This window comes from Spirosoma humi (assembly GCF_054776575.1).
In genome coordinates, this window is the sequence record NZ_BAAHBR010000005.1 from 35284 (window position 1) to 58546 (window position 23263).

Genomic DNA, 23263 nt, shown 5'->3' on the forward strand with positions numbered 1-23263 from the left:
GGGATCTTGATCTTTCCTGGCACTCAGGTAAGGATACATTAGGATCCCCCCTTCGTCGGGATGACAAAAATAATTAGCAATAAGCTGTCATTAACCTACCGAAGCCTTTAATTGTCCTTATTTAGGTTATTTAAGCCAAATAACTTCCATTAAGGATTTGTGGCTTCTTTCTCTTGCCATTGAGCGTGGAAAACACCTTCCTTGCCAATGAGCTCGAAAGTGTGCGCCCCGAAGTAATCACGCTGAGCCTGAATCAGGTTCGAGGGCATATTGGCTGACCGGAAGGCGTCGAAATAACTGACCGACGTAGCAAACGTTGGGACGGCGATACCGGCCGCAACGGCAGTGCCAACAACCGTACGAATACCGGGCACCGTTTCCTGAATAATCGCCTGCACGGCGGGTGCCAGCAACAGGTGCTTCAGTGACGAATCAGCCTGATACGCACTCAGCATCGTTTCCAGGAACGCGGCCCGGATGATGCAGCCACCCCGCCAGATTTTCGTGATTTCGGCCAGATTCAGCTCGTAGGCGTACTGTTCAGAGGCCGACGCCAGCAGGTGCATACCCTGGGCGTACGTCGTGATCATCGAGAAGTAGAATGCCTGTTCCAGACTTGCCAGAAACGCATCTTTATCGACGGCCAGCGGAGCAATTTCGTCGCCGTACATACCGGCGGCCTGCACGCGCCACGCTTTATATTTGGATAAGTCACGCATCGAAACCGCACTATCGATGGCTGGAATGGGCGTAACCAGGTCCATGGCTACCTGTGAGGTCCATTTGCCGGTTCCCTTCGCGCGGGCTTCGTCTTTTATGCTATCGAGCAGCAGTTGTGTTTCGCCGGGTTCGTGGTATTTGAAAATGTCGCTGGTCACTTCCAGCAGAAACGACTGCAGACGCCCCTCGTTCCAATCGCTGAACACCTTTCCAATGGCGGCATTGTCCAGTTTCAGTCCTTTGCGCAACACTTCGTATGTTTCGGCGATGAGCTGCATGACAGCGTATTCGATGCCATTATGCACCATTTTAACGAAATGTCCAGCCGCACCAGGGCCGATATAAGTGACGCAGGGGTCGCCGTTAACTTTGGCCGCTACGGCGTTCAGAACTGGCTTCACGAACTCGTAAGCCGCCTTGTCGCCACCGGGCATCATGCTTGGGCCACGACGCGCGCCTTCTTCACCGCCCGAAATTCCCATTCCGAAGAAATGGTATCCTTCGGCTTCGAGTGCTTTATCGCGACGCATCGTATCGGTAAAGTGCGAGTTACCACCGTCGATGATGATATCGCCTTTGTCGAGCAAGGGCAACAATTCAGCAACGACACTGTCGACAATCGGGCCGGCGGGAACCAGCATCATGATGGCACGGGGACTTTTGAGGCTCTTGACAAAAGCGCTGATGTCTGTGAAGCCTTTGACAACGTTATCGGCCTTGCCGCCGGAATCGTTGGCCCACGCCTTTTCGAGCAATTCCGACTGGGCCGGATTTTTGTCGTAACCCGCCACAGAAAAGCCATGGTCGGCCATGTTCAGCAATAAGTTGCGGCCCATCGTGCCGAGGCCAATCATGCCAAACGTAAATTGATTACTGGTTGAATCGGTATTCATAATCAGATAGGGGTGAATGGGAGAGATCTTCGAGGATTTGTCTGGTTTCGTCAAATGTTTGGTGGTGATAGGCCCGGATACCCAGCTTACTGGCTGCCCGCGCCAGCATCAGCCGGTCGTCAAAGTAAACACATTGTTCTGGTTTGGCCTGGGCAATACCCATGGCCAGGCGCCAGATATTCGGGTCCGGTTTGACCATACCAACTTCACTCGATGAAATAAACGCGTCGAAGACCTGATGTAAATTGAACGTGTCGATCCGGTACTGGTTTAGCTCACGGCCTTCGTTGTTCACGGCAAAAATACGAAATCCGCAGTGGTTTTGTTTCCAGGCGGTAAGCCAGGCCAGCATGTTGGGTAACTCCACCGACTGAGCGAACATGAAGTCCTTGAATTCCTCCCGGCTGAAATCGCGCGGGTGATTAAAGACAACCGTATCCAGATACTCGTCAAGGGTAATTTTGCCCGTTTCGTAGGTCGAGAAGATGAAGTTATGAAGCACGTTCATCTCATTGTAGTCGAGGGTAAAAAGATCGGCGGCTTTCCTGCGCGACTCATGCCCCCAGGCATTGTTGAGCAGGACACCGCCGATATCGAAGAGCAGAATTTTTAATTCAGGCATTTTCATAACCAAAAGAGCTATGCCAGGGATTTGGTGCGCTGGGTTTCGATAGCATCCAGCAATTTCTGGTAAGGGGTGTTGAATTTTTCGATGCCTTCGTCTTCCAGTTGCTGGGTGAGTGCTGCGAGGTCAATGCCCGCGTCGGCCAGCCGTTGCAGGGTCTGGGTGGCTTTATCGAGGCCATCTTCCAGCCGATCGGCCGCCACACCATGATCGCGGAAGGCGACCAGCGCATCCATCGGAACGGTGTTGACGGTTTTGGGACCAATCAGTGCTTCCAGGTATTTGACGTCGGAGAACGACGGGTCCTTGCTGCCCGTGCTGGCCCACAACAACCGTTGTGGCGTAGCGCCTTTAGCCGCTAATTTGAGGAAACGGTCGCTGTTGAACACCCGCTTGTAGATCTCGTAGGCTTTCTTGGCCGACGCAATGGCCACTTCTCCTTTCAGATCGGCCAGGCCCTTTTCGGGAAGCATGGGGTCGATCAGTGTATCGATCCGGCTCAGAAAAAAGCTGGCAACCGAAGCAATTTTATTGATGGGTAACCCCGCCTGATCCCGTAGCTCGAGGCCCGTCAGGTAAGCATTCGCTACGGCTTCGTAGCGCTCCAGACTGAACAATAACGTAACGTTGATATTCAGGCCTTCCGAGATACAGTGCTGAATGGCGGGCAACCCTTCTGCCGTTCCGGGAATTTTTATCATCACGTTGTCGCGTTCTACTTTTTTCCAGAGCGTAAGTGCCTGAGCGATCGTACCGTCGGTGTCGCGGGCCAGAAACGGAGAGACCTCCAGACTGACGTAACCGTCGGCCCCTACCACATCCTCATCGGAATAAATAGGCTTAAAAATATCGGCTGCCCGTTTGATGTCACTGATTGCCAGGCTATAAAAGAGGTCTTCATTGCTTAGATTGCTCTGGGCAAGCTGGGCAATGTCGCCATCGTAGTCGCTACTGCTGCTGATCGCTTTTTCGAAGATGGCCGGGTTGGAAGTAATACCCCGAACCCCGTCTTCATCGATGAGTTTTTGCAGTTCGCCGGTATTCATGATTTTCCGGTCAATGAAATCGAGCCAGATGCTTTGGCCGAAGTCGTGGATTTGCTTTACGTTGTTCGTTTCCATAAGAAATAGACTTCCGTTGATTTCTAATTGTTTAACATTAGTTGATCTGTGGGCAACATTTAATCGGCCATTAACGTGCCGGGCAACGGCATTGACATGCATTGCCGGAAGTCGTTGCCCGAGTGGCGTGCTAAAGGTAATAAATGCTGGGGTTGGGCGGCTACAAGATGAGTGTGCGGCAACTCATTCACCAGGTAAGTAGTAAGCAGGTTGCCCTGTATATTTGTGCATCAACGTTTTCCGTAATGATCATACGAATGCTAGTTCAACGAGAGCTGTTTTTTGTTTGTTTTCTCTTTATATATGCGGGTAGTAGCTTCGGTCAGCGCGTCCCTAATCCTACGGATACCAGTTACGTGATGACGTTGCTGAAAAAAGCAGAGGTTATCGAAATGCAACAGCCCGAAACGGCTCTCCGTGATTATCGAAGTGCGCTATCATTTGCCCGTAAAATTGGGTATACAAAAGGTTATTTCGAGAGTATTCGGTTAATAACGTATCTGCTCGATATACTGGGACACCACGATGAATCCTACCGGCTGGCTACGGAAGGATTGCAGAAAGCAGAACAAGATACGTCGGAACAGTATCGTAGCCTCTGCCACTTTGCCATTGCACAGTCGGCCAAATGGCAGGGCAAAAACAAAGAGGCTATTCTGCATTTTAAACAGGCGGCTCCGTTTATGCTGACGCACAAGAATCGCCGGAAAGCCGCGGTTCTCTACCAGAATCTGGGCCTCATGTACGAATCCGAGAAGCTCTACCCGCAGGCGCTGGCTTATTTCGATCGGGCGCTCACCAATGATCGACTGGCGAAGAGTTCCGACCAGGACATCTCGCTGGATTACCAAAGTATGGCCGCTATTTACGTCAAACAAAATCAATTGCAGCGGGGACTGGCTTATTTTCAGAAAGGGAAAGCCCTGCTCAATCCAACTCGCGACCGGCATATCGTCGCCAGTCTGTACGGCAATATGGCGAATGTGCATAAAGAGTTAGCACAGTTCGACTCGTCGCTATATTATTACCAGGAAGCCCTTCAGATGAACAAACAGTTGAATAATCCGCTTCAGGAACTGCATCTGCTAGCCGGACTGGCCGAAACCTACAACGAACTAAAGCAGTATAGCCGGGCAAAATCATTACTTGACAGAGCCTACGCCTTGGCGAAACAACACAACGTAGGTCTGTCTGAATTCAGAAATATTTACCGCGAATACGCAAATGCGACCCTCGGCATGGGTCAGTATAAAGAGGTGATTCCCTGGTATCGTCGATACATGCAAACGAAAGATTCGCTCTCGACGCTGGAAGCAAAAACGCTCCTGGAAGAGTATGAGCTGAAACTTCGCCAGGCCGAAGCTGGTCAGAAACTAGCCGAGAAACAACGGCAGATCAGTCGGCTGGAGCAGGCTCGTCAGCGACAGAATTTATGGCTATTGATCGCGGCTTTGGCTGGGGTCGTTCTGGTGAGTGGGTTGGTATTTTCTTACTTGTATTCACGCCAGCGTCAGCGAACGGCCGATAATGCGTTGCTGGCTGCCGAACGCGAACACACGCTGGCGGTGGTGCAATCGGAGTTGCAGGGGCAGCAGAAAGAACGGTTGCGCATTGCCAAAGAAATGCACGATGATCTGGGGGCCTCTCTGACCGCCATTGGTTTACTGAGCGAAGTGGCAAAAACACGGATGGGAACGGCCATTATCCCCGAAGTGGAAAAGATTTCGACAATCTCTGCCGATATGGTCGCCAGCATGAATGAGATCATCTGGTCGTTGAATACAAAAAATGATAGCCTCAACGGGCTAATTGCCTATACCAGAGCCTACGCCAGTGAGTTTATCGATAACACCGGTCTGGTGCTGAAAACGCAGGTGAGCGAGTCGCCCAAAGAGATTACTATACGGGGCGCCGACCGCCGTAATGTTTTTCTGACCGTGAAGGAAGCGCTCAATAATGTAGTCAAACACGCACAGGCAACCCAGGTATCGCTCCTGATTCGACCCGAAACGGACCGCCTGCTAATTGAAGTTAGCGACAACGGGCGTGGCTTTACGCCCACTGAACGGATCCGATGGCGAAATGGGTTGGCCAACATGCAGAATCGGATGGCCGAAACGGGTGGAACATTTTCGATTGTTCCCTCGCCGACCGGTACTGTGGTGAAGATTATGTATCCATATCCACTCGTTTCTGCCCCCAAAATACTACAAACGTAGTATAGCATCGACGGGAAAAATAAGTCAATATTGCCGGATGAAAACCTCCATTACGGTAGCAATCGTTGAAGATAAAGAGCCAATCCGGCAATCGTTGGCCATTTTGGTCGATGGAGCCGAAGGCTTTAGTTGCCAGGCCACATTCGAGAATGCCGAGTTGGCACTCGATTATTTGCCGAGCCATTGCGTCGATGTTGTCCTCATGGATATTGATCTGCCCGGCATGAACGGTATCGACTGCGTTCGGCAGTTAAAAGCGCTTTGTCCTGATATGCAGTTCATGATGTGCACGATGTACGATGAAGACGAAACCGTTTTTGACGCGCTTAAGGCTGGTGCTAACGCGTATATCCTCAAGCGTAGCCCTCCCCACAAGCTCCTGGAGGCCATAACTGAACTGCACGAAGGAGGAGCACCCATGAGCAGTACCATTGCCCGAAAAATTGCGGGCTCGTTTTATACGGGCCCATCAGCAGCCAATGAACTGGACGTGTTGACCTCCCGTGAGCGCGAAATTCTGGACCGGCTGGCGAAAGGACACAGCCATAAAGAGGTGGCCAACGAGCTGTTTATCAGCCCGACTACCGTGCGTAAGCATATCTTTAACATCTACGAGAAATTGCAGGTCCATTCGAAAGTAGAGGCTGTCAATAAGTATCTGGGACGGAAATAGACGACAAGGGATCAAAGGTGCGAACTGATGAAAAAAAGGTTTCCAGCCCAGTTTGATTGATCCATTAGCCACCTGTTGGCTCGCCAAAATCATGCAAATGCGGTATTGTCCACCCTGGACCCAGCCGGTAGTTTTGCCCCGGTGATTGACGGTAATCACTATCCAAACTGCCACCTGGTATCCACGTTATGCAAACGCTGACTCCCCGTTCGATTGCTGTTTTCTTCGTTGCTCTGATGACGTTTGTTGGCACACTGTCTTGCCAACGGGCTGCCACTGCTTATCTGGCGCCAACTTACCACCCGGCTGCCCAGCGGCTGGCGGTCAATCAGCCTTCACTAGAACCATTGACTGACTCGTCACTGACGGCCTCGCTACAGGAAGCGGTTCCACGATCCACGAAACCCATTTGGAATTTATCGATGGAACCCGTTCTCACCCCGCCGGTTGAATCGGCCAATGACCTGTCTTCGGTTCAGCATCAGCCAAGGCGCACGCGTCTGGCGAAACCCGTTCCGCCCCAATGCGATCAGATCGTGTTACGCAATGGGGATGTCATTGAGGCCAAAATAAAGGAAGTGGGGGTCAATGAAATCAAGTATAAAAAATGTGAACGGCCAGACGGACCGGACTACACCATTTCCAAGCGTGATGTGCTGAGTATTAAGTATTCGACCGGCGATGTAGAGCGCTTTAATTCGGCGGCTAATCCATCGAGCAGCAGTTCGTCGGGTGGCCGAACATCGTACAACAGCCCCACCAATTCACAGGATGACGGCCCGCGTACCGATCCCTTCGCCATTGTTTCCATCGCTACGGGCGGGCTGGCCATATTGACTGGTTACGGGGCTTTCCTACTGGGAGCGGCCGCCATTGTGTTTGGCGCGTTAAGCTTGACCCGCATTCGCAAAGAACCGGGGCGCTTTAAAGGGAAAGGACTCGCCTTGGGCGGTATGATCGCCGGGCTGGTTTCGGCAGCGGTTATTCTTCTGTACGTACTGTTTTAATCTTAGGTAAACCGGTTGATGCGTACGTATTAGCCGGTTCATTCACTTCTAATTCAGTCAACTGATGAAAAATATAGGTATTGCTCTTCTTTTATTGCTGGCCTTAACGTCATGTTTGCCCGATAAAGTAGGGAAGAAAGACCCGGAGCCGGAGTTAGCGGGCATCTATCAAATGACAAGTTTTGTGTATGGATCAACTACATTGATCCCGAAACAAGGTGCTAGTGGGAGCGTGAGTGTCGTTAAAAATAGTGATACGCAGATCGCGATATCGCTTTCCATTATCACGTCTGGACAACCAACAAATATAGATGTCGGCGTGGCAACTATTAATAAGTCGAGCGGGTCAAGCTATGACATCATGGACAGTGGTGTCCGCCTTGGATCAATTGACGGCACTACGTTTTCGCTGGCTTATTCGGATAATACGGGAAGTTTCTCAATATCAGCCAAAAAATAGTTATTCGAGTAAGTGTCTAAGTTGGCAAACGTACTAAAGCGCTGGGAGAAGCAACCGTAGCCCAATAGGTGGCTGTCACAAAAGTAGCAGTGATTGACTCATTTGTGACAGCCTCTGCTCGCCAGGTTGCCGACCTTTGATCTATCCAAAACGGATAACTAAATCAATTGTCGACTACCATGAAAACGCTCATAAATACCCTGCTCGTTGCCTGTTCCTTAACCCTGGTTAACCTTTCGGCTTCTTTCGCTGACACGACCGTTAGTCCGTCGAAAACTGACTCAACGGTAGCTGCGGCCTACAAAAGTGGCATGTATACAAATGCCGAAGGTAAGCTCAATATCGCTGTTGAAAAACAAACCAACGGAACCGTCGAGATTCGTATGACCAACAGCGCCGGAAAAGAACTCTTTACCCAACGGGTCGGAAAACGTCAGAAAATGGCCCGTCTGCGGTTAGATGTAAGTGCGTTGCCCGATGGTATTTATCAAGTGTCCATCAGCAATGGCGTCGATACAACGGTTCATCACCTCACACTCGCCACGCAGCAGCCAAGCGTATCGGCGCGCCAAATCGCCCTCAACTAGTAAAGCCAAATTTTCAATAGGATTTTCGCCGATTGCTGGTAGAGAATGGTTTACCGAAGGAGGCTGTCCGCTAAGCGGTCCGGATGGCTTTCCTTTCGTACCTTAGCGATTAGTATACCACCAACGCATGAAGACCAAAATACTCCTGGTAGATGACGAAGTCGATCTGGAAGCTCTCTTCCGACAACGTTTCCGCCAATCGATTCAAAACGGCACGTACGAGTTTGTGTTTGCGCAGGATGGCCGTCAGGCCCTGCGTATGCTGGAAGAACAACCCGATATCGACCTCCTACTGAGCGACATCAATATGCCCGGCATGGACGGGCTCACCCTGCTGGACCAGCTCCAGCACATCAATCCGATGGTGCGTACGGTGATGATTACGGCTTATGGGGACATGGCTACGATTCGGACCGCCATGAACCGGGGTGCGTTCGACTTTATCACCAAACCTATTAATTTCGAAGACCTTGACGCCACGATCCAGAAGACCAGCCGCTACGTTCATCAGTTGCGCGAAACCCAGGAGTTGAAGGCCGTCGATTCGATGAAAACGCGGTTCTTCACCAACATTACGCACGAGTTACGATCGCCGTTGTCGCTTATTATCTCTCCGGTAGACAAGTTGCTGGAAACGCCGGATTTATCGGTGCCCCTTCAGCAGCAGTTACTCACGGTTCGGCGCAATGCCCGGCAAATTCTTCGTTTGCTTAACCAGTTGCTGGCCATTAACCAACTCGAAGCCCGGCAGGTAGAACTGGTCGAGCAGGTAGGCGACTTGCCCGATTTTGTCGGCCAGTTGGTCGACTTGTTTCGACCTTCGGCGGATATCAAGCAACTGGCGCTGGTCTACCAGACGGATATGCCTACGGGATACTACCGGTTCGACGCGGGCAAATGGGAAACAATTCTGGCCAATCTGCTGACAAATGCGATACAGTTCACACCTACGGGAACCATAACCGTCTCGCTTCACCAAACGCCGACCGGAGCCCGTTTGTCCGTACGGGATACGGGCATTGGGATTACGGCACATAAACTTCCTCACGTTTTTGATCGCTATTACGAAGGTGATAATCAGCGTATTCGGGCCAACGACAGCACGGGCATTAGTCTGGCACTGGTGCGCGAACTTACCCTTCGACTGGGTGGTCAGATAAACGTTCAGAGCCAGGTCGATGGCCAAGCGGGTGAATCGGGTACGGAGTTTGTGCTCGAATTACCGCTGCAGCGGACGAATGAAAACGAGGCCGCTTCGGCGGTTGAAGCCCCCTCGGTGCTCGTCGATTTACCCGCGCTCCCCGCAACGCCCCCGCTGACAACCCCATCGGGAGTCGCCGAGACACCGCCCTTGGTGCTGGTGATCGAAGACAACCGCGAACTGCGGGAATTTATGGTGGCTGAGCTGGCCACCACGTACCGGGTGCGGTCGGCGGCCAACGGCTACGACGGCTGGGTACTGGCCAAAGAGGAACTCCCCTCGATCATTATTACAGATCTGATGATGCCTCGTCTGGATGGCTACGCCCTGATTGAGCGCTTAAAGGCCGACCCCGTTACCGACCATATTCCGCTGGTGCTGTTATCGGCCAATGCGGGCGACTCGCATCGCCTGAAGGGCCTGGCATTGGGAGCCGACGACTATTTAACGAAACCCTTTCATCTGGACGAACTCCGGTTGCGGTTACGTAACTTATTGAGCCGGCAGCAGCGCCTGCAGGAACATTACCGCCAGCAACTGGCCCAGCCCGACAGCACCACGCCGTTGCAAACGGTTAGTGATCAGTTTTTGCGTAAGCTGTACACGCTGATTGAAGCGCATCTGGACGACTCGACCCTAAGCGTCGAATGGCTGGCCGATGAACTGGCGATGAGCCGCAAAGCGCTGTACCTGAAAGTTCACAACCTCACCCATCTGTCGCCGGTGGAATTGATCCGTCAGTATCGGCTACGAAAAGCCATCGACCTGTTACGGTTGGGGCACAGTGCGGCCGAGACGGCTTATCTGGTGGGTTTTGAGACGCCATCTTACTTCACCAAAGTCTTTCGGGAGTTTTATAAACAAACACCATCGGCGTACGTCAAGGGCTAGTGTTCTTTTACGCGAATGTCGATTCCGTGACGGGTAGATAACGGATAACTTCGTAAACTAAAAAAGCTCCGCGGGAATTACCCACGGAGCTAAGAAAGCGTAATGTTTAAAAAACGCAGCCGAAGCCGGTTTATTGTGTGGCCTGAAACAGAAGCCGTATTATTTATCACATTTATTTTGGATGAAAGCTCAGTCCACCGGGTATGGTTCCAGTTGAGTGCTAATGGCAATTCGATTCCAGGCATTTATCGCGACAATGGCCATAATAAGCTGGGCTAAGTAAGTCTCCCCGAAGATCTCCCGGGCTCGTTGGTAAGTAGTGTCGGCTACCCCATTTTTCTGGATTAACGTAATTTCTTCTGTTAACGCCAAAATCACTTTCTCTTCGTCCGTAAATAAGCGGGTTTCTTTCCAGGCGTTCAGCAGGAAGATTCGCTCTGCGGTTTCTCCGGCTTTCAGCGCATCGCTTGTGTGCATCGCCAGACAGAAGGCACAACCGTTTATCTGTGAAGCCCTTATCTTGATCAGTTCCTTGTGGATCTTCGTTAACTGGCTGGTCTGCAAATAACCTTCTAACGCGTACATGGCTTTATAGGCCTGTGGTTCAATGGCTTGGATGTCAATTCGCTTTTTCATTTTGTCTGTCGTTGACCGTGAAAATCAATCTTGTTTGCTATCAATGTTTTGATACGACAAAGGTCGGACGCGCAGAAGCGAAAAAACTTAAACTGGTTTAAGAACGCTTTTTTCTGATCTCACTTAAATACTCCGGAGTGAAGCCCAGGAACGAAGCTAGCAGGTATTGGGGAACGCGTTGGGTGAATTCCGGGTAGCTTTTTGCGAAGTGGTGATAAAGCTCCTCCCGTGAAAAATCGCACAGGTACTTTGTTCGTAACTGCGAGGCTGCGTACGCCCGCTGATAGATGAGCCGGAAATAGCGTTCCAGCGTGGGAAACTGAACCAGCAGTTGCTCCTGTCTCTGAAAATCGATAGCCAGAACGTCAGTCGATTCGACTGCTTGAATCGCAAAGTCGGTACGCTGCTGGTTTTGAAACGCCATGTAGTCTGTTAGCCACCAATTCTCAATGGCGAACTGAGTCGTTTGCTCCGTTCCTTTTTCATTCAGGAAAAACAGCCGCAGGCAGCCTTTCAGGACAAAATAATGATCTCTACAGGGCTGCCCGGTTTCCAGCAGATTTTCCTTTCTGCTGATGTGCACAGGTCGAAAATAGCTTAGAATCGACGATTCATCATCTACCGGGAGGGCTACATTTTTTCGGATGTGATGAATCAACTGTTCTGACATGGTTATTAAAATTTACACGTATCAATGAACTGGTAATGCCTAATCGAATCCTCACGGCGAGTGCCGGGAGGGGCAATGGTCGCTACTTGGCTTCATACGTCAGCAGTTCTTCGTAGGGGTTTGTTTGAAAGCCCAGTAATTTGCCGAAGGCGGGTTCTGTCTTGTAGCCCTGCCGTTTGAGGTCAAGGATTTGCTGGCGGAAAAACTCCCCGCGCTCGGTTAGCAGGGTATGCTCGATGAGCATGTGCCGATACGCCATTTGTTGCCGGGTGGGAATATTTTGCCCAAAAATTTCGATTTCTACATGGTCGATCATAAAGTTAGCCACGACATAATCGGTGTTGTGCTCTGAATAGTCATGGACACGGAATCCAGTATGTCCGTTGAAGGAGTCGAGGACGGTAGCCTGAAACGCCTGCTTGTCGTCCCAGCAACAAATAATATCGAGGTCGCTGCTGTCAATGGCAATATCGATGGGAATGGTACCCACCAGAATAGGCGTAAACCGGACCAGTTTGTCCATAATTTTGTGATGCGTCAGGATCGAATACGCCTGTTTTTGCCGGGTATTTCCCGTCTTTAAATAGTCCAGCGTGTCAAAGTGTACGGTCATGCCGAATAGGAGGGCTACGAAATAAGTTACACAGATGGAAAATTACCGAAGTAAATCTTTATACTACACATTTTTGTACCAAGTACCCGCTCATGCCTCATTTTTGCCATATTGTCTTTTTTACAAAAAAGTAATAACCGACCGGCGCATCGATGATCAACCGGTCGTGTCGTAAACTTACCTGATGTTTCACCTTGTTAATGTAGCCCAGTTTATGAAAACAATTCGATTGACTATAGCGGCCCTGAGCCTGTCGCTGGTTTCACTAATGGTTTCAGCGCAGACGACCGCCCCGGCTCTCACGGCATATTATCAGGTCAAAGATGCCCTAGTCGCAACGGATGCCGCCAAAGCTAAAATAAAGGCAATTGCCCTGGTCGCGGCTCTGGAAAAGGTCGATGCTACCAGATTATCAGCGGCTGACAAAAAGGCGCTGGCAAGCGCTAAAGCCGATGCGCTGGCTATTGGCAAAAGTACGAATGTGGATGCCCAGCGTAAGCAGTTCGAAAGGCTTTCGTCCAGCATGATCGCGCTGGCTAAAGCAACCAGGCCAGCTAAAGCATACGTGCAGTTCTGCCCGATGGCGGCCGAAGGCAAAGGGGCATCGTGGCTCAGCGACAAGCGTGAAGTCCGGAATCCATACTACGGCGATAAAATGCTGACGTGTGGGTCGGTCAAAGAGGAAATCTAAACGGTACTGATGCTGAAGATGGCTCTTTTGGGGCCTGCCTGTTTGAGTATCCGATCTGGCTGTGCTGCCCGAACGGAGCCAATTTGGCCTGGCTAGCGTACCGTCGAAACGGTACAACTTATTAAATTTTTGGATTGGTGGGCTTTGATGTAACCGTTTTTGGCAGAACGAGTCAACATAGTATGAAATGGCCCCAATTCACCCAATCCACACCCAATGAAAACTATAACTTTACTTACAAAGCGGGCGACGTCCGGCTGGTCCGTGTACTGATTGGCATTGGCCTGTTGTTCGTGGTGGCGTTCCTATGGGTGTTTTTTCAACCCCAGAACCAGGGGTATCCCTGGCTGTTCGGGTTGCTGTCCGTGTCCGTCCTGTTTCGCATTCTGCGGCTCCTGCATGAGTGGTATCATTACTGGAATGTCGTGCCGCCCGTGCCGCCGGTGACGACCCGGACCTGGTCAGTAGATGTGCTGACAACGTACTGCCCTGGTGAGCCGCACGAGATGGTTATTAATACACTGGAAGCCATCGGGCGGATCACCTACCCGCATACGACTTACCTCTGTGACGAAGCCGACGACCCCCGCCTTAAGCAGGTTTGCGCCCAACTAGGCGTCATTCATGTGACCCGCACCGCTAAAACCGACGCGAAAGCGGGGAATATCAACAACGCCTTACGACAGGCTACGGGCGAGATATGCCTGATCATCGATCCCGACCATGTGCCTGTACCGGATTTTCTGGATCATGTATTGCCCTATTTCAATAATCCTGATCTGGGTTTTGTTCAGTGCGTACAGGGCTATTATAATCAGAAAGGGAGCGTCGTCGCGTTTGGCGCTGCCGAACAGACTTACAGCTTTTACGGCCCGATGATGACCTGCATGGGCAATTACGGAACGGCGCAGGCTATTGGCGCAAACTGCACCTTTCGGCGGGAAGCGCTGGACTCTATTGGGGGGCATGCCAATGGACTGTCGGAAGATATGCACACGGCGATGAAGCTGCACGCCAGGGGCTGGCAGTCGGTTTATGTGCCGCTGACCCTGTCGTACGGGTTAGTACCCGCCACGCTATCGGCCTATTACAAACAACAGCTTAAGTGGTCGCGTGGCACGTTCGAGCTATTGGTGACCACCTTGCCCCGGGTGTTCAAACACCTGACCTGGCGGCAAAAGCTGCACTACACAACACTGCCCCTGTATTATCTGCTGGGAATGGTGCAGCTTTTCGACCTGCTCATTCCGATTCTGTCGCTGCTCACCATGCTGCTGCCGCTGCAACTGGATTTACTTCGGTTCGCTACGGTCTATATACCGCTGCTGCTAACGGGTTTTCTGATCCGACAATATGCTCAACGGTGGCTTGTTGAGCGGCACGAGGCTGGCTTTCATCTTGTTGGTGGCATACTGGCCAGTGGGACCTGGTGGGTATATTTGCTGGGGTTTATTTACACCGTATTCCGGGTAAAGGTGCCGTACATTCCCACGCCTAAAGACGACCGGCCCCGGAATAATTTCTGGCTCATTCTGCCTAATCTTGTGTTTGTGCTGGCTACCCTCGGGGCCATCGGCTACAGCATTTACTGGTATGGTCGTTTTGCGCTGTACAACATTTACTTTCAGATGATGCTGGTGTTTGGGGTACTGAACATGCTGATTCTGACGCTTAACGTTATTGCCGGTCAGGAGAAGATGTTACGCCAGCTCGCCAATTGGCTTACCCAACCATCGGGCCATTCGGCGCAGATCGGGCGCTGGCGCCGAATAGCTTGGGTAGTTCGTTACGGGCTCTACGACTGGCTCCAGCGACGGGCAATTCCGTTGTTTGCCGGTATGGTGCTGCTGGCGCTGGGCTTATTGATTTTTACGTACCGCATCAAAACCAACGACCGGCCCACTGACCTTCGTTTTGCCAATACGCAGCCTTTTTATGTTGGCCTGACCAGTCCGTCGGCCGGGCAACCTGCTCTTCCGTCAACCATCAACCTCATAACACCCTATTCCGTCGACTGGCCGATGGCGCCTAATTCGTCCATCCAGTTTTCGCCCAGGATTGTCGATGGGCAACTGCCGCTGCTGTACATCAGGGCAAGCGGACGACCCGATACGACAGAAAGCCATGTCCGGATGTTTCTGAAAAGCATCGTGCGTGGGGAGCGCGATGCTGCGCTGCGCAGGTGGGCGCAGAATGTCCGGCAGATGCAACGCCCGGTGCTGGTTAGTTTCCTGCCTGAGTTCGACAGTCCGGCTCAAGCCTATGGGGTGCAACAGGAAGCCAGCCTGGTTTTGTACCGACAGGCGTGGCAATACATTGTCCGGTTGTGTCGGCAGCAGCAGGCGCAGAACATTACCTGGGTTTGGTGCCCTGCGCAGCCGTCAACCGTGGTAACCTATTATCCGGGCACCGCCTATGTCGACTGGCTGGGCTTTGCCGTCGTCAATAACCCGGATTTGGCCGCCGACCACAAAGAGCACTCGTTTGCCGCGTTGTTTCAGCTTCCGAACACCACGGTTCGGTCGCATGTTACGTACAGCATCCGGCAAAAACCGATTCTGATTACCCGTCTGGAATCCGTGACGGATAATACTCCTGACCGACAATGGACAGTCGATGCGCTGGAACTGATGAGGGAGCGCTACCCGACCATTCGGGGTGTCGTTTTCTCGAAACCCCGCGATTTACAGGCGGTGCCCACTACCTGGCTGGCGATACAGCAGCCAACCGATCGCTAGTCGTCGGCTGTGGTGGGTTCGGTTGGTGATGTCCCCGCTATGTCAAACGAAAAATTAGCGGTAGCTACGTGTCGATGGGTATCGTATATATTTACGAATAACCGGTACGCACCCGGCTTTTCGGGTAAGCGAAAGCGGACGGTTCGGGTATCGGTACGTTCCAGCAGTCCCTGTAAAGCGGGCCGGGGAACGCCCACGAAATCGGCGCCGGGCTGCGCATGCGGTTTAATTTCCCACGCAAACGTGAGCGGATCACCTTCCGGATCCTGAACCCGAACTTCGGCCTCATGTCGCGTCGACGCGGCTGGGTAGGAGTGGTTCGCTAGCGGCTCCCCGTCGATGAACAGGCCGTCGACAACGGGAGCCAAATTGGCTGGTTTTCTGCCCGACCAAAGCTCCTGCATCAACGCCACGAGCGGTGTCTGACGGCCCTGTTCATCGAACAGGCTGAACCAGGTGTGTGTCTCCTCCTGCTTGTGGCCCCAGTAAAATATGTAAGCGCCGAAGCAATTGGTGGGCTGTGCGCCAATATAACGTTGGTAAAAAGGTCGGACAAACTCCGTTTTCCGACGGCTGTCGGGTTCGTCGGGCGCTCCCCAGGCGGACGCGGTTGTTTCCCAATAGGCCTGTGCGCCATATTCTGAGATAAGGTAAGGCTTGGTCCAGCCGCCTTTCTGAAAGAACTCACCTAGTTTCTCCGTCAGGGCGTAGGAGTTCACCCCCAGAATGTCGACATCGGTACAGCGCTTGCTGACCAGCCAGATGGCCCGTTTGCTATCGGGCGAGATGACCGTACAGACCGGATGATTCGGGTCGAGCTGGTGGACAAGTTTTGACAGGCGATTGACCTCGTCATAGACTTTAACGTTTTTGGCTTCCTGCGCCCATTCATTGCCCACGCACCAAAGCAAGAGGGCGGGGTGGTGGCGGTATTTCAGGATGGTTTTGCGAATGCGTTCGTACTGTCGTTCTACGGCCTCGTGGTCGTCGTAGTCGAAGCCCTCGATTTCCCGCTCAACCCACAGGCCCAGCATGACCGTCAGCCCTAATGACTGGGCCTCGTCCAGGATGCGTCCGGCATCAATATCGTCCCAGACCCGGATGGAATTGCCCCCGCACGCCTTGAGTTCGTCAAAGTGACTGACGCCCCCGGCCCCTTTGATAAAGTAAGGCTTGCCGTGTCGAAGCAACTGGTACGTTGTACCATCGAAGCGAATCGCCGTTGGGGCTGCCAGATTGGCTGACAGGGGCTGTTTCTGCTGGGTGCCCTGGCAACTGCACAGGCTCCAGAAGCCTGCGATCAGAAGCCACTTTATAAAAGATAGTGGTTGGCGTAAATATGACATCCTCATATAATGAGGACCGCCTAACCGGCCTGGGTCACATTATTTCTGGAAAAATAGTCTAAGCGGTTACTCGTCCAGTAAGTAGGCCAATGACGCAACTTCTTGCCTGCCTTTACTCAAGGATACGAATGCCACGACGCCTGGTAAACTAGGTACTCGCGAAGCGTTGATCACTATCTAAACTTGAGTGTTATTGCGTGACTCTTTTTGTCATTGCGCCGTTAGCCGTAATCGTCGGTCAGGGCGATTTTACTGCATCCGTAGATTGCGTCTGAGGTCGCAGCGACAAAAAGAGCTGTCAAGCAACAGATTGAAAGGCGTCTTTCAGGCGCAAATGCGAACCCGCGACAGGCGGATGTCCGATCGGTTTAGTTGACGCTGCATTTCCGAAAATACCCAGTCGATTGCTTCGTCGGGGTCGGTGGCGGCAACGGATAGGTCTTCATCCAGCCGCAGATTTTGTTTCATTTCATCCAATACGTCAAATACGACCCGGATCAGTTGTTTCTTTCTAGTAGCCATGGCAAATGAATAGAGTAGGCAGAATGTTCACTACGTCTGTTGATTCTGTTCAGCAGTTGTTTACGGCCTAAAAATAATACTTGACTGTTGTAGTTGTATTATATATAGCAAAATAAAAATATAAAAATCCTGAATTTTGTAGAGACCATCACCAGGAAGAAAGTTTCCGATGGCTAAATAATTTGTTTGGAAAGCTGACAGATGGCTTACTTTCAGCCTGTTATAAATGACTGGATGCGTAGCCTTGAATCAACCAGGTAGGGTATGGGTGAGTGTCAACAGAAGCCACCCCTCTCGTTCTAGCCAGTCGTTTAAACAACTCAAATTTGATACCAGACTAAACAGGTAAACTTATGAATCCGAACCAAGCCTTGTGGGAAAAGGGAGACTTTACAAAAATTGCTCAGGTTATGCGGAAAAGCGGTGAGCAGCTGGTTGCCAAACTAGGGATCACGAAGGACATGCAAATACTTGACCTTGGTTCGGGCGATGGCACCACGGCCATTCCGGAAGCAAAACTTGGTGCCACTGTGTTAGGAGTCGATATCGCCAGAAATCTGGTTGAGGCTGGTAACCGACGAGCTAAAGCAGAAGGGCTAGCCAACTGCACTTTCCAGCAAGGGGATGCAACCGATTTACATGAATTAAAGGATCAATCCTTCGATTTGGTCGTCAGTATATTTGGTGCCATGTTTGCGCCGAAGCCAGTAGACGTTGCCCGCGAAATGGTTCGGGTTACCCGACCCGGCGGAAGAATAGTGATGGGAAACTGGATACCAGGCGACCCCACCTTGGTCGCGCAAATTCTGAAGATCAGCACGGCCTACACACCACCTCCGCCAGAGGGTTTCGTCAGTCCCATGTTGTGGGGTATTGAAAATCACGTTCTAGACCGTTTTGAAAAAGCCGGTGTGCCACGGGAGAATATCAGTTGTGTTCCGGATACATTTATGTTTACTACGGATTCTCCACCTGCCGACCTGGTCGACCTGTTTAAAACCTATTACGGCCCCACGATGAATGCCTTCGAGGCTGCCCAAAAGGAAGGGAAAGCCCAGGCGCTCGAACATGAGTTACGGGAGTTATTCGACCAGCAGAACACGAGTGGTGATCCAAACCGCACTGCTATAGCAGCCACTTTCCTGCGCGTGACGGTTACGCGTTAATTCCAGTCTCGTTGGCCGCCAAATCAGTAGCCTGCTGTCAGCGCCTGAGCAGTCAAGACCTGCTTCCCAGTTGAATCGGCCCACCTGACCAAAGCTGTCGATGGGCTTGCCAGTCTGTGCACGAACGGTACAACACCCGTTGCCTGCCTCCAACAAAATGCGTTTATTCCGACCATCGGCCCTGTACACTACATCCCGGTTCGGCAGCGAGGGGGCTGTATGAATCCGGTAGTCTATACGGCGGAGAAGCGTTGGCTGAGTCTCCCTTTACGGAGACTGCTAACACGCTCAGGCAACTCAATCACGGTTTTAGCCAACGGCAGTACGCCTTCGGGTAGTGTGCTGGAAAGGCAAGTTGGCAGAAAATGAATGCGATTGGACTTGCTCTTGAAAGACAAGTACTTAAAGTAGTGTGTTCTTTTAATTTTTCGCCCATATTGCATACTGAATACGCTAGTAATGAAATGATCAATAACGTGTAGTCTAATGCCTTCTTTAACCATCGCAAAACGATCTCCAAATTTTCTTTATGGGCTTGTGGTTGTCCTGCTGCTGAGTGCCTTCAGCGTTGCGGGTACCCTGGACAGCGTCCATTTTCAGCGGTATTACATCTTGATTCAGGTGCTGGCTCTAGGGCTGGGTTGTCTGCACCTGTTTTTGAGCAGACAGGTTGCTCCGCTGCTTTTCACGCCGTTTGGGCGGGGGGGGCTGGCGACGACAGGCATGCTGCTGGTGGCCATGATTCTGGCCCTGCTATTTTACTGGCAGACGGGTTATCTGGCCGACCGCTGGCCATTTGTGACCAGTCTGATTCCGTTCCTGATTCCTTTTTTCGTGGGACAGGCCTATCAATTTTACCTGAACATACCACCGGCCGATTACCGGAAATGGTACTACCCACTCAATGGAACGATGCCTGATCTGGATTTGCTTGACTTGTCGACCATTTTTGTCATCCAGTTTGAATTTCTCAAAACGTCCGCCGATACGAATTTTACGAATTTCAAAGCGAAAGCACCCGTTACGATGACGCTGGGCGATCTGTTTCTGATCTTTATCAACGATTATAATGAGCGCACACCCGCCAGTCCCATCCAGTTCACCGATGAAGCGGGACGCCCCTTTGGCTGGGTATTTACAAAAAAAACGGCCTGGTGGCAGCGCCCGGTCTATCTGGATCCTGATCTTGATTTCAGCCAGAATAAACTGACTGACAATGCAACGATTATTGCCCGGCGGGTGAGCTAATTCCAATCGTTAGTTCAGCATAATTACACCACCCTTCACTTCCACCATTGCATCGCCTTTGAGCGACGTCTGGGTACCTTCGAGCGAGAGTTGCGCATTGGCCTTCACACTGGCCGTGGCGTCCGCTTCGGCGTTGATCTCGGCGGCTTTGATCGCCACGCTGGCCGTACCTTCGACCTTCACGGCGTTGGTAGCCTTTAACTCAATGTTGTTCTGCGCTTCAAGCGTTAAATCATTAGACGCTTTGATCTGAATGTCTTTTCCCGAAATAACGATGCCGCCCTGCGTCTCGATGGTTATTTTGCCGTCGTCGGCAAACGAGAGCAGCAGGCGGGTATCCGTTTTATTAACGTTGGTCAACTCAATTTTCTGTTCAGTATCCTTATCGTACAGGCTGATCTGGTTGCCCCCTCTGGTCTGGATGGTCTTTTGCACGTTGTCGCGCCGGGTGTAATCAACGCCGTCTTTTTTAGGGTACAGGCTAGTCAGTACAAAGGGGTACTCGGCCAGGTTGGACTCGTAAGCAATCATCACCTGCGCGTCGATCTCGGGTACGAACAGCATACCTTCGCCACCACCTGTATAGGCATGAGCTACCCGCAGCCAGTCCGATTCGTTGTTGGTGCCGGGCCACATAAAAGCCACTTTTACGCGACCCAGCTTGTCGGGGTCCTCATTATCAATTACTTTGGCCAATTCTGTCTGGCCCATCGGCAGTCGGAACGACGGGTTTGAGGGCGGGTAGGTGACCGAGTCGGGCACGGCCCGGAAGGTGCTGGCGTAATTTCCGCTGCTGTCCAACGTGTGCGATACATGCGTAACCCGGTAGCTGCCGAAATTCTCCTCCGACACGCCCCGTTCGGTAAGGCGCGTTCCTTTTACGGAGATAACCGTTCCAACCGAAATGTCTGGATTCTCACCGAAGCCCTGAAACTCCACCAATCGGCTGGCTTCCATGGCTTTCTGCGTTTTCGCCACTTCATTCAACTCACTCTGGCCATACACGAGTTTGGGCAGGGGCAGCTGCGATTCCTGACTAAACGTCTTCTCTGACTCGTTCAGGGTAAAGTCGCCCCATTGCCCCAATCCACTGATCGACTGATCGTTAGAGTGACTTTGGTACGTTTCGTCGGCTAAATAATCGTATCGGGTGTACAGAAATTTGGCGGGTTGAAGCCGCAGGCTCATGGCAAACGTCTGCATGCCATCGACTTTAAAATCAACTTTCTGGTTATCGGGTTTTCCAAATACCAACTGCTGTCCATCGTAAAAACACCATTCGCCGTATTCGGCGGCCAGGCGGGTCAGAAACGCAAAATTCGTTTCGTCATACTGAACGACATAGCGTAACGCTTCCGATGATTTAGGATTTACCGATCGCTTCAGCAGGTTGCTGGGATACGGCGTCAGCACCTGGTTGACAATATCGGTCAGGCTGCACTGGAGAAACGTCCGCCGTAACCGGCTGTCTTCCAGTAAAATGGTCAGACCAGCGCCGGTCAATACGAAAACGTTCGACGTGTCACTGGTATTTTTGAGGGCAAGTTCGGTAACGAGCCCTTTGAACCTGAAGTTGAATGACCCATTTTCGAGCAGGGGATCGAACGAAAACTGAATCGTCTTCCCGACCACGTTCCGGTGCGACTCATGAAAAAACAGTTCATTAGCTTCTTCGAGGTCCTCGAAGGGAACCGAAAGGGCAAATTGGTGATGACCGAACAGATCCTGCTCGATGGTGAGCGACAAAACGTTTTTCAGCTCTTTGCCGCCTTCGAGTTCAATATGCGGAACAACCTGTTTGGCCATTGGTCAGGTGTTTTGGTGGTCAATACCGTCGAGCTTAATTTTTGCGGCTGATAAGCGTAGCAGAATGCAATTGCTGTGCTGGGTACGCTCGACAAAACGCACGATGATTTTCGTATTGTTGATTACCCGGGCGTCAAACTCATTTTCCTTTGTCAGGTCCAGATTCAGGGTATCCGGAATGGCTTCAAAAACGGCATCGGCATCGATAGCACCGGATGCCATAAATTCGAAATACAGGGTGGCATAGGCATCCTGAAATTCGAGTTTTTGTAAAGTCGATTGTTGGTCGATACGGTCAAACGTAATGTCTCCGTCCTTCTTCACCGTTGGTCCGGTCGCCCAATCGCCCAGCAAATCTTCGTCACTGCCTTGTAGAATGAGCATGATGACCCCACCACGCACGCCCGATGTGGTTTTTCCCCGGTCGTGTTTCTGAGACAACGTATGGCTACACTGCAAGACCTCGAATGATTTACCGTCTATGGTTAGGGTTGCCCGGAAGGACATGTCGCTATACGGTTAATGTGGCCTTATTGAACGTGATCTCCCCGCCGATGATGTTGATCACCGTAGTCAGGTAGTCAACATCCGCATAAAATTTATCCTGATACCACACACAAAAGGCCTTCTTGAATTCGATTTCCTTAAACGTAGCCGCTTCGTCGATACGATTGAGCGTAATCTTGCCATCTTTCTGCATGTGCGGATCAATCATCCAGTGCTTGATCGTGCTGTCGTCCATAGCGGGTAAGCTAATGATCACACCCCAGTCGGGGCGGGACGCTGGTTTACCTCGCTGGTCTTCATTGCGGATTACCCGCAGGAGCATCCAGTGGATCGGGAAATCCGTCCCATCGACGGTTAAGGTTGCGTCAAAAGCCATGACAAAGCAGGGTAAACGGGTGAGTAACGGGCAATTTATTTTCGGGAAACACCCGTGTTATACTGGCCGCCGGAAGCCGGATTGACCGGTTTACCCGCCAACCCAGCTTCCGGCCAAACGGCCTACCAGGTACTCTCGTGCGTTGTTCCGCCCACCGTAATTTTTCGGGCGGAAATGTTCAGGCTCACCGTCATGGCGCTGCTGTTGGTCGAGTTAAAACTTTCCGAATAACCCACGCAGTAGGCATCCTCAAACTGGATTTCTTTGAAGGTCGAATCCTGATCAATACGCTTGAAGGTGATGCTACCGTTGGTTTTTTTGTAGGGATCTACCATCCAGCCCATTAGATCATCCTGATCGTGGGCGGCAATCTGAACAAAGATATTACCTCCCTGAACATTCGATGCCGGCCGACCTTTATCGTCGGTAGATTGTCCGAAGGAGTAGTTGCAACTCATGATATCGTACTCCTGATCATCAACTTGAAATTTTGCACTGAAGGAAGACATAGTCGTTTGAATTTTAAGCGTGATAGTAAATTTGATCG

The 23263-nt window shown here is 51.5% G+C and carries 22 protein-coding genes; 10 read left to right on the forward strand and 12 right to left on the reverse strand.

Annotation, left to right across the window (positions count from 1 at the left end; all coding sequences use genetic code 11):
• Positions 1–149: 149 nt before the first annotated feature.
• From gndA to tal, 3 genes are read right to left on the reverse strand one after another with little or no spacing between them, the layout of a single operon-like run.
• A complete protein-coding gene (gndA, locus tag ACYU8Y_RS07045; protein ID WP_460936052.1) occupies positions 150–1616 on the reverse strand; it encodes an NADP-dependent phosphogluconate dehydrogenase in 1467 nt (488 codons plus the stop codon).
• On the reverse strand, positions 1591–2235 hold the full coding sequence (locus ACYU8Y_RS07050) for an HAD family hydrolase (RefSeq protein ID WP_460935614.1): 645 nt from the start codon (positions 2233–2235) through the stop codon (positions 1591–1593). Before ACYU8Y_RS07050 ends, gndA begins: the two co-directional genes overlap by 26 nt.
• Positions 2236–2252: 17 nt before the next feature.
• A complete protein-coding gene (gene tal, locus ACYU8Y_RS07055) occupies positions 2253–3359 on the reverse strand; it encodes a transaldolase (protein WP_460935616.1) in 1107 nt (368 codons plus the stop codon).
• A 257-nt stretch (positions 3360–3616) separates the two neighbouring features.
• On the opposite strand from tal, the gene ACYU8Y_RS07060 reads away from it, so the two are divergent.
• The 6 genes from ACYU8Y_RS07060 to ACYU8Y_RS07085 all read left to right on the forward strand — a co-directional run bounded on the left by ACYU8Y_RS07060 (position 3617) and on the right by ACYU8Y_RS07085 (position 10397).
• Complete coding sequence (locus tag ACYU8Y_RS07060) at positions 3617–5578, forward strand: tetratricopeptide repeat-containing sensor histidine kinase (RefSeq protein ID WP_460935618.1); 1962 nt, start codon at positions 3617–3619, stop codon at positions 5576–5578.
• A 37-nt stretch (positions 5579–5615) separates the two neighbouring features.
• Positions 5616–6251 (forward strand): response regulator transcription factor, encoded by a 636-nt coding sequence (locus ACYU8Y_RS07065; protein WP_460935620.1) that lies wholly within the window; start codon positions 5616–5618, stop codon positions 6249–6251.
• Positions 6252–6439: 188 nt separating this feature from the next.
• A complete protein-coding gene (locus ACYU8Y_RS07070; protein ID WP_460935622.1) occupies positions 6440–7258 on the forward strand; it encodes a DUF4190 domain-containing protein in 819 nt (272 codons plus the stop codon).
• 64 nt (positions 7259–7322) lie between these two features.
• Positions 7323–7718 (forward strand): hypothetical protein, encoded by a 396-nt coding sequence (locus ACYU8Y_RS07075; protein ID WP_460935624.1) that lies wholly within the window; start codon positions 7323–7325, stop codon positions 7716–7718.
• Positions 7719–7897: 179 nt separating this feature from the next.
• A complete protein-coding gene (locus tag ACYU8Y_RS07080) occupies positions 7898–8305 on the forward strand; it encodes a T9SS type A sorting domain-containing protein (RefSeq protein ID WP_460935626.1) in 408 nt (135 codons plus the stop codon).
• Positions 8306–8432: 127 nt separating this feature from the next.
• A complete protein-coding gene (locus ACYU8Y_RS07085; RefSeq protein WP_460935628.1) occupies positions 8433–10397 on the forward strand; it encodes a hybrid sensor histidine kinase/response regulator transcription factor in 1965 nt (654 codons plus the stop codon).
• Between the two features lie 189 nt (positions 10398–10586).
• Here the strand turns inward: ACYU8Y_RS07085 and ACYU8Y_RS07090 are convergent, their stop codons facing one another.
• The 3 genes from ACYU8Y_RS07090 to ACYU8Y_RS07100 all read right to left on the reverse strand — a co-directional run bounded on the left by ACYU8Y_RS07090 (position 10587) and on the right by ACYU8Y_RS07100 (position 12316).
• Positions 10587–11033 (reverse strand): carboxymuconolactone decarboxylase family protein, encoded by a 447-nt coding sequence (locus ACYU8Y_RS07090; RefSeq protein ID WP_460935630.1) that lies wholly within the window; start codon positions 11031–11033, stop codon positions 10587–10589.
• A 97-nt stretch (positions 11034–11130) separates the two neighbouring features.
• The gene (locus ACYU8Y_RS07095) at positions 11131–11703 is read right to left on the reverse strand and encodes a Crp/Fnr family transcriptional regulator (RefSeq protein ID WP_460935632.1); all 573 of its coding nucleotides are present in this window, start codon (positions 11701–11703) and stop codon (positions 11131–11133) included.
• Positions 11704–11785: 82 nt separating this feature from the next.
• Complete coding sequence (locus ACYU8Y_RS07100; protein WP_460935634.1) at positions 11786–12316, reverse strand: DUF4269 domain-containing protein; 531 nt, start codon at positions 12314–12316, stop codon at positions 11786–11788.
• A 214-nt stretch (positions 12317–12530) separates the two neighbouring features.
• Here ACYU8Y_RS07100 and ACYU8Y_RS07105 point away from each other — a divergent pair, with 214 nt between their 5' ends.
• Positions 12531–13007, forward strand: a complete 477-nt coding sequence (locus tag ACYU8Y_RS07105) for a DUF3347 domain-containing protein (RefSeq protein WP_460935635.1) — start codon at positions 12531–12533, stop codon at positions 13005–13007.
• Between the two features lie 182 nt (positions 13008–13189).
• A complete protein-coding gene (locus ACYU8Y_RS07110; RefSeq protein WP_460935637.1) occupies positions 13190–15745 on the forward strand; it encodes a glycosyltransferase family 2 protein in 2556 nt (851 codons plus the stop codon).
• On the opposite strand, the gene ACYU8Y_RS07115 is transcribed toward ACYU8Y_RS07110, so the two are convergent.
• Positions 15742–17091, reverse strand: coding sequence for a glycoside hydrolase family 2 TIM barrel-domain containing protein (locus ACYU8Y_RS07115; protein WP_460935639.1), 1350 nt, complete (start codon positions 17089–17091; stop codon positions 15742–15744). The genes ACYU8Y_RS07110 and ACYU8Y_RS07115 overlap by 4 nt on opposite strands.
• A 324-nt stretch (positions 17092–17415) precedes the next feature.
• Positions 17416–17613: a hypothetical protein gene (locus ACYU8Y_RS07120; RefSeq protein WP_460935641.1), complete on the reverse strand. Its 198-nt coding sequence runs from the start codon at positions 17611–17613 to the stop codon at positions 17416–17418.
• A 353-nt stretch (positions 17614–17966) separates the two neighbouring features.
• Between ACYU8Y_RS07120 and ACYU8Y_RS07125 the strand changes: the two genes are divergently transcribed.
• Both ACYU8Y_RS07125 and ACYU8Y_RS07130 read left to right on the forward strand, forming a co-directional pair.
• Positions 17967–18779: a class I SAM-dependent methyltransferase gene (locus tag ACYU8Y_RS07125; protein ID WP_460935643.1), complete on the forward strand. Its 813-nt coding sequence runs from the start codon at positions 17967–17969 to the stop codon at positions 18777–18779.
• Between the two features lie 486 nt (positions 18780–19265).
• The gene (locus tag ACYU8Y_RS07130; RefSeq protein WP_460935645.1) at positions 19266–20027 is read left to right on the forward strand and encodes a TssN family type VI secretion system protein; all 762 of its coding nucleotides are present in this window, start codon (positions 19266–19268) and stop codon (positions 20025–20027) included.
• Between the two features lie 9 nt (positions 20028–20036).
• Here the strand turns inward: ACYU8Y_RS07130 and ACYU8Y_RS07135 are convergent, their stop codons facing one another.
• The 4 genes from ACYU8Y_RS07135 to tssD (ACYU8Y_RS07150) form a co-directional block, all read right to left on the reverse strand.
• On the reverse strand, positions 20037–21833 hold the full coding sequence (locus tag ACYU8Y_RS07135) for a type VI secretion system Vgr family protein (RefSeq protein ID WP_460935647.1): 1797 nt from the start codon (positions 21831–21833) through the stop codon (positions 20037–20039).
• A gap of 3 nt (positions 21834–21836) precedes the next feature.
• Positions 21837–22340: a type VI secretion system tube protein TssD gene (gene tssD / locus ACYU8Y_RS07140; protein WP_460935649.1), complete on the reverse strand. Its 504-nt coding sequence runs from the start codon at positions 22338–22340 to the stop codon at positions 21837–21839.
• Between the two features lie 4 nt (positions 22341–22344).
• Complete coding sequence (gene tssD, locus ACYU8Y_RS07145) at positions 22345–22716, reverse strand: type VI secretion system tube protein TssD (RefSeq protein WP_460935651.1); 372 nt, start codon at positions 22714–22716, stop codon at positions 22345–22347.
• Between the two features lie 122 nt (positions 22717–22838).
• Positions 22839–23225, reverse strand: coding sequence for a type VI secretion system tube protein TssD (gene tssD, locus ACYU8Y_RS07150; protein ID WP_460935653.1), 387 nt, complete (start codon positions 23223–23225; stop codon positions 22839–22841).
• Positions 23226–23263: the final 38 nt, after the last annotated feature.

Bases quoted from the DNA above. Each gene is read 5' to 3' on its own strand.
- ACYU8Y_RS07050 (WP_460935614.1), bottom strand. From the start codon at position 2,235: ATGCCTGAATTAAAAATTCTGCTCTTCGATATCGGCGGTGTCCTGCTC.
- tal (WP_460935616.1), bottom strand. From the start codon at position 3,359: ATGGAAACGAACAACGTAAAGCAAATCCACGACTTCGGCCAAAGCATC.
- ACYU8Y_RS07060 (WP_460935618.1), top strand. From the start codon at position 3,617: ATGCTAGTTCAACGAGAGCTGTTTTTTGTTTGTTTTCTCTTTATATAT.
- ACYU8Y_RS07065 (WP_460935620.1), top strand. From the start codon at position 5,616: ATGAAAACCTCCATTACGGTAGCAATCGTTGAAGATAAAGAGCCAATC.
- ACYU8Y_RS07070 (WP_460935622.1), top strand. From the start codon at position 6,440: ATGCAAACGCTGACTCCCCGTTCGATTGCTGTTTTCTTCGTTGCTCTG.
- ACYU8Y_RS07075 (WP_460935624.1), top strand. From the start codon at position 7,323: ATGAAAAATATAGGTATTGCTCTTCTTTTATTGCTGGCCTTAACGTCA.
- ACYU8Y_RS07080 (WP_460935626.1), top strand. From the start codon at position 7,898: ATGAAAACGCTCATAAATACCCTGCTCGTTGCCTGTTCCTTAACCCTG.
- ACYU8Y_RS07085 (WP_460935628.1), top strand. From the start codon at position 8,433: ATGAAGACCAAAATACTCCTGGTAGATGACGAAGTCGATCTGGAAGCT.
- ACYU8Y_RS07090 (WP_460935630.1), bottom strand. From the start codon at position 11,033: ATGAAAAAGCGAATTGACATCCAAGCCATTGAACCACAGGCCTATAAA.
- ACYU8Y_RS07095 (WP_460935632.1), bottom strand. From the start codon at position 11,703: ATGTCAGAACAGTTGATTCATCACATCCGAAAAAATGTAGCCCTCCCG.
- ACYU8Y_RS07100 (WP_460935634.1), bottom strand. From the start codon at position 12,316: ATGACCGTACACTTTGACACGCTGGACTATTTAAAGACGGGAAATACC.
- ACYU8Y_RS07105 (WP_460935635.1), top strand. From the start codon at position 12,531: ATGAAAACAATTCGATTGACTATAGCGGCCCTGAGCCTGTCGCTGGTT.
- ACYU8Y_RS07110 (WP_460935637.1), top strand. From the start codon at position 13,190: ATGAAATGGCCCCAATTCACCCAATCCACACCCAATGAAAACTATAAC.
- ACYU8Y_RS07115 (WP_460935639.1), bottom strand. From the start codon at position 17,091: ATGTCATATTTACGCCAACCACTATCTTTTATAAAGTGGCTTCTGATC.
- ACYU8Y_RS07120 (WP_460935641.1), bottom strand. From the start codon at position 17,613: ATGGCTACTAGAAAGAAACAACTGATCCGGGTCGTATTTGACGTATTG.
- ACYU8Y_RS07125 (WP_460935643.1), top strand. From the start codon at position 17,967: ATGAATCCGAACCAAGCCTTGTGGGAAAAGGGAGACTTTACAAAAATT.
- ACYU8Y_RS07130 (WP_460935645.1), top strand. From the start codon at position 19,266: ATGCCTTCTTTAACCATCGCAAAACGATCTCCAAATTTTCTTTATGGG.
- ACYU8Y_RS07135 (WP_460935647.1), bottom strand. From the start codon at position 21,833: ATGGCCAAACAGGTTGTTCCGCATATTGAACTCGAAGGCGGCAAAGAG.
- tssD (WP_460935649.1), bottom strand. From the start codon at position 22,340: ATGTCCTTCCGGGCAACCCTAACCATAGACGGTAAATCATTCGAGGTC.
- tssD (WP_460935651.1), bottom strand. From the start codon at position 22,716: ATGGCTTTTGACGCAACCTTAACCGTCGATGGGACGGATTTCCCGATC.
- tssD (WP_460935653.1), bottom strand. From the start codon at position 23,225: ATGTCTTCCTTCAGTGCAAAATTTCAAGTTGATGATCAGGAGTACGAT.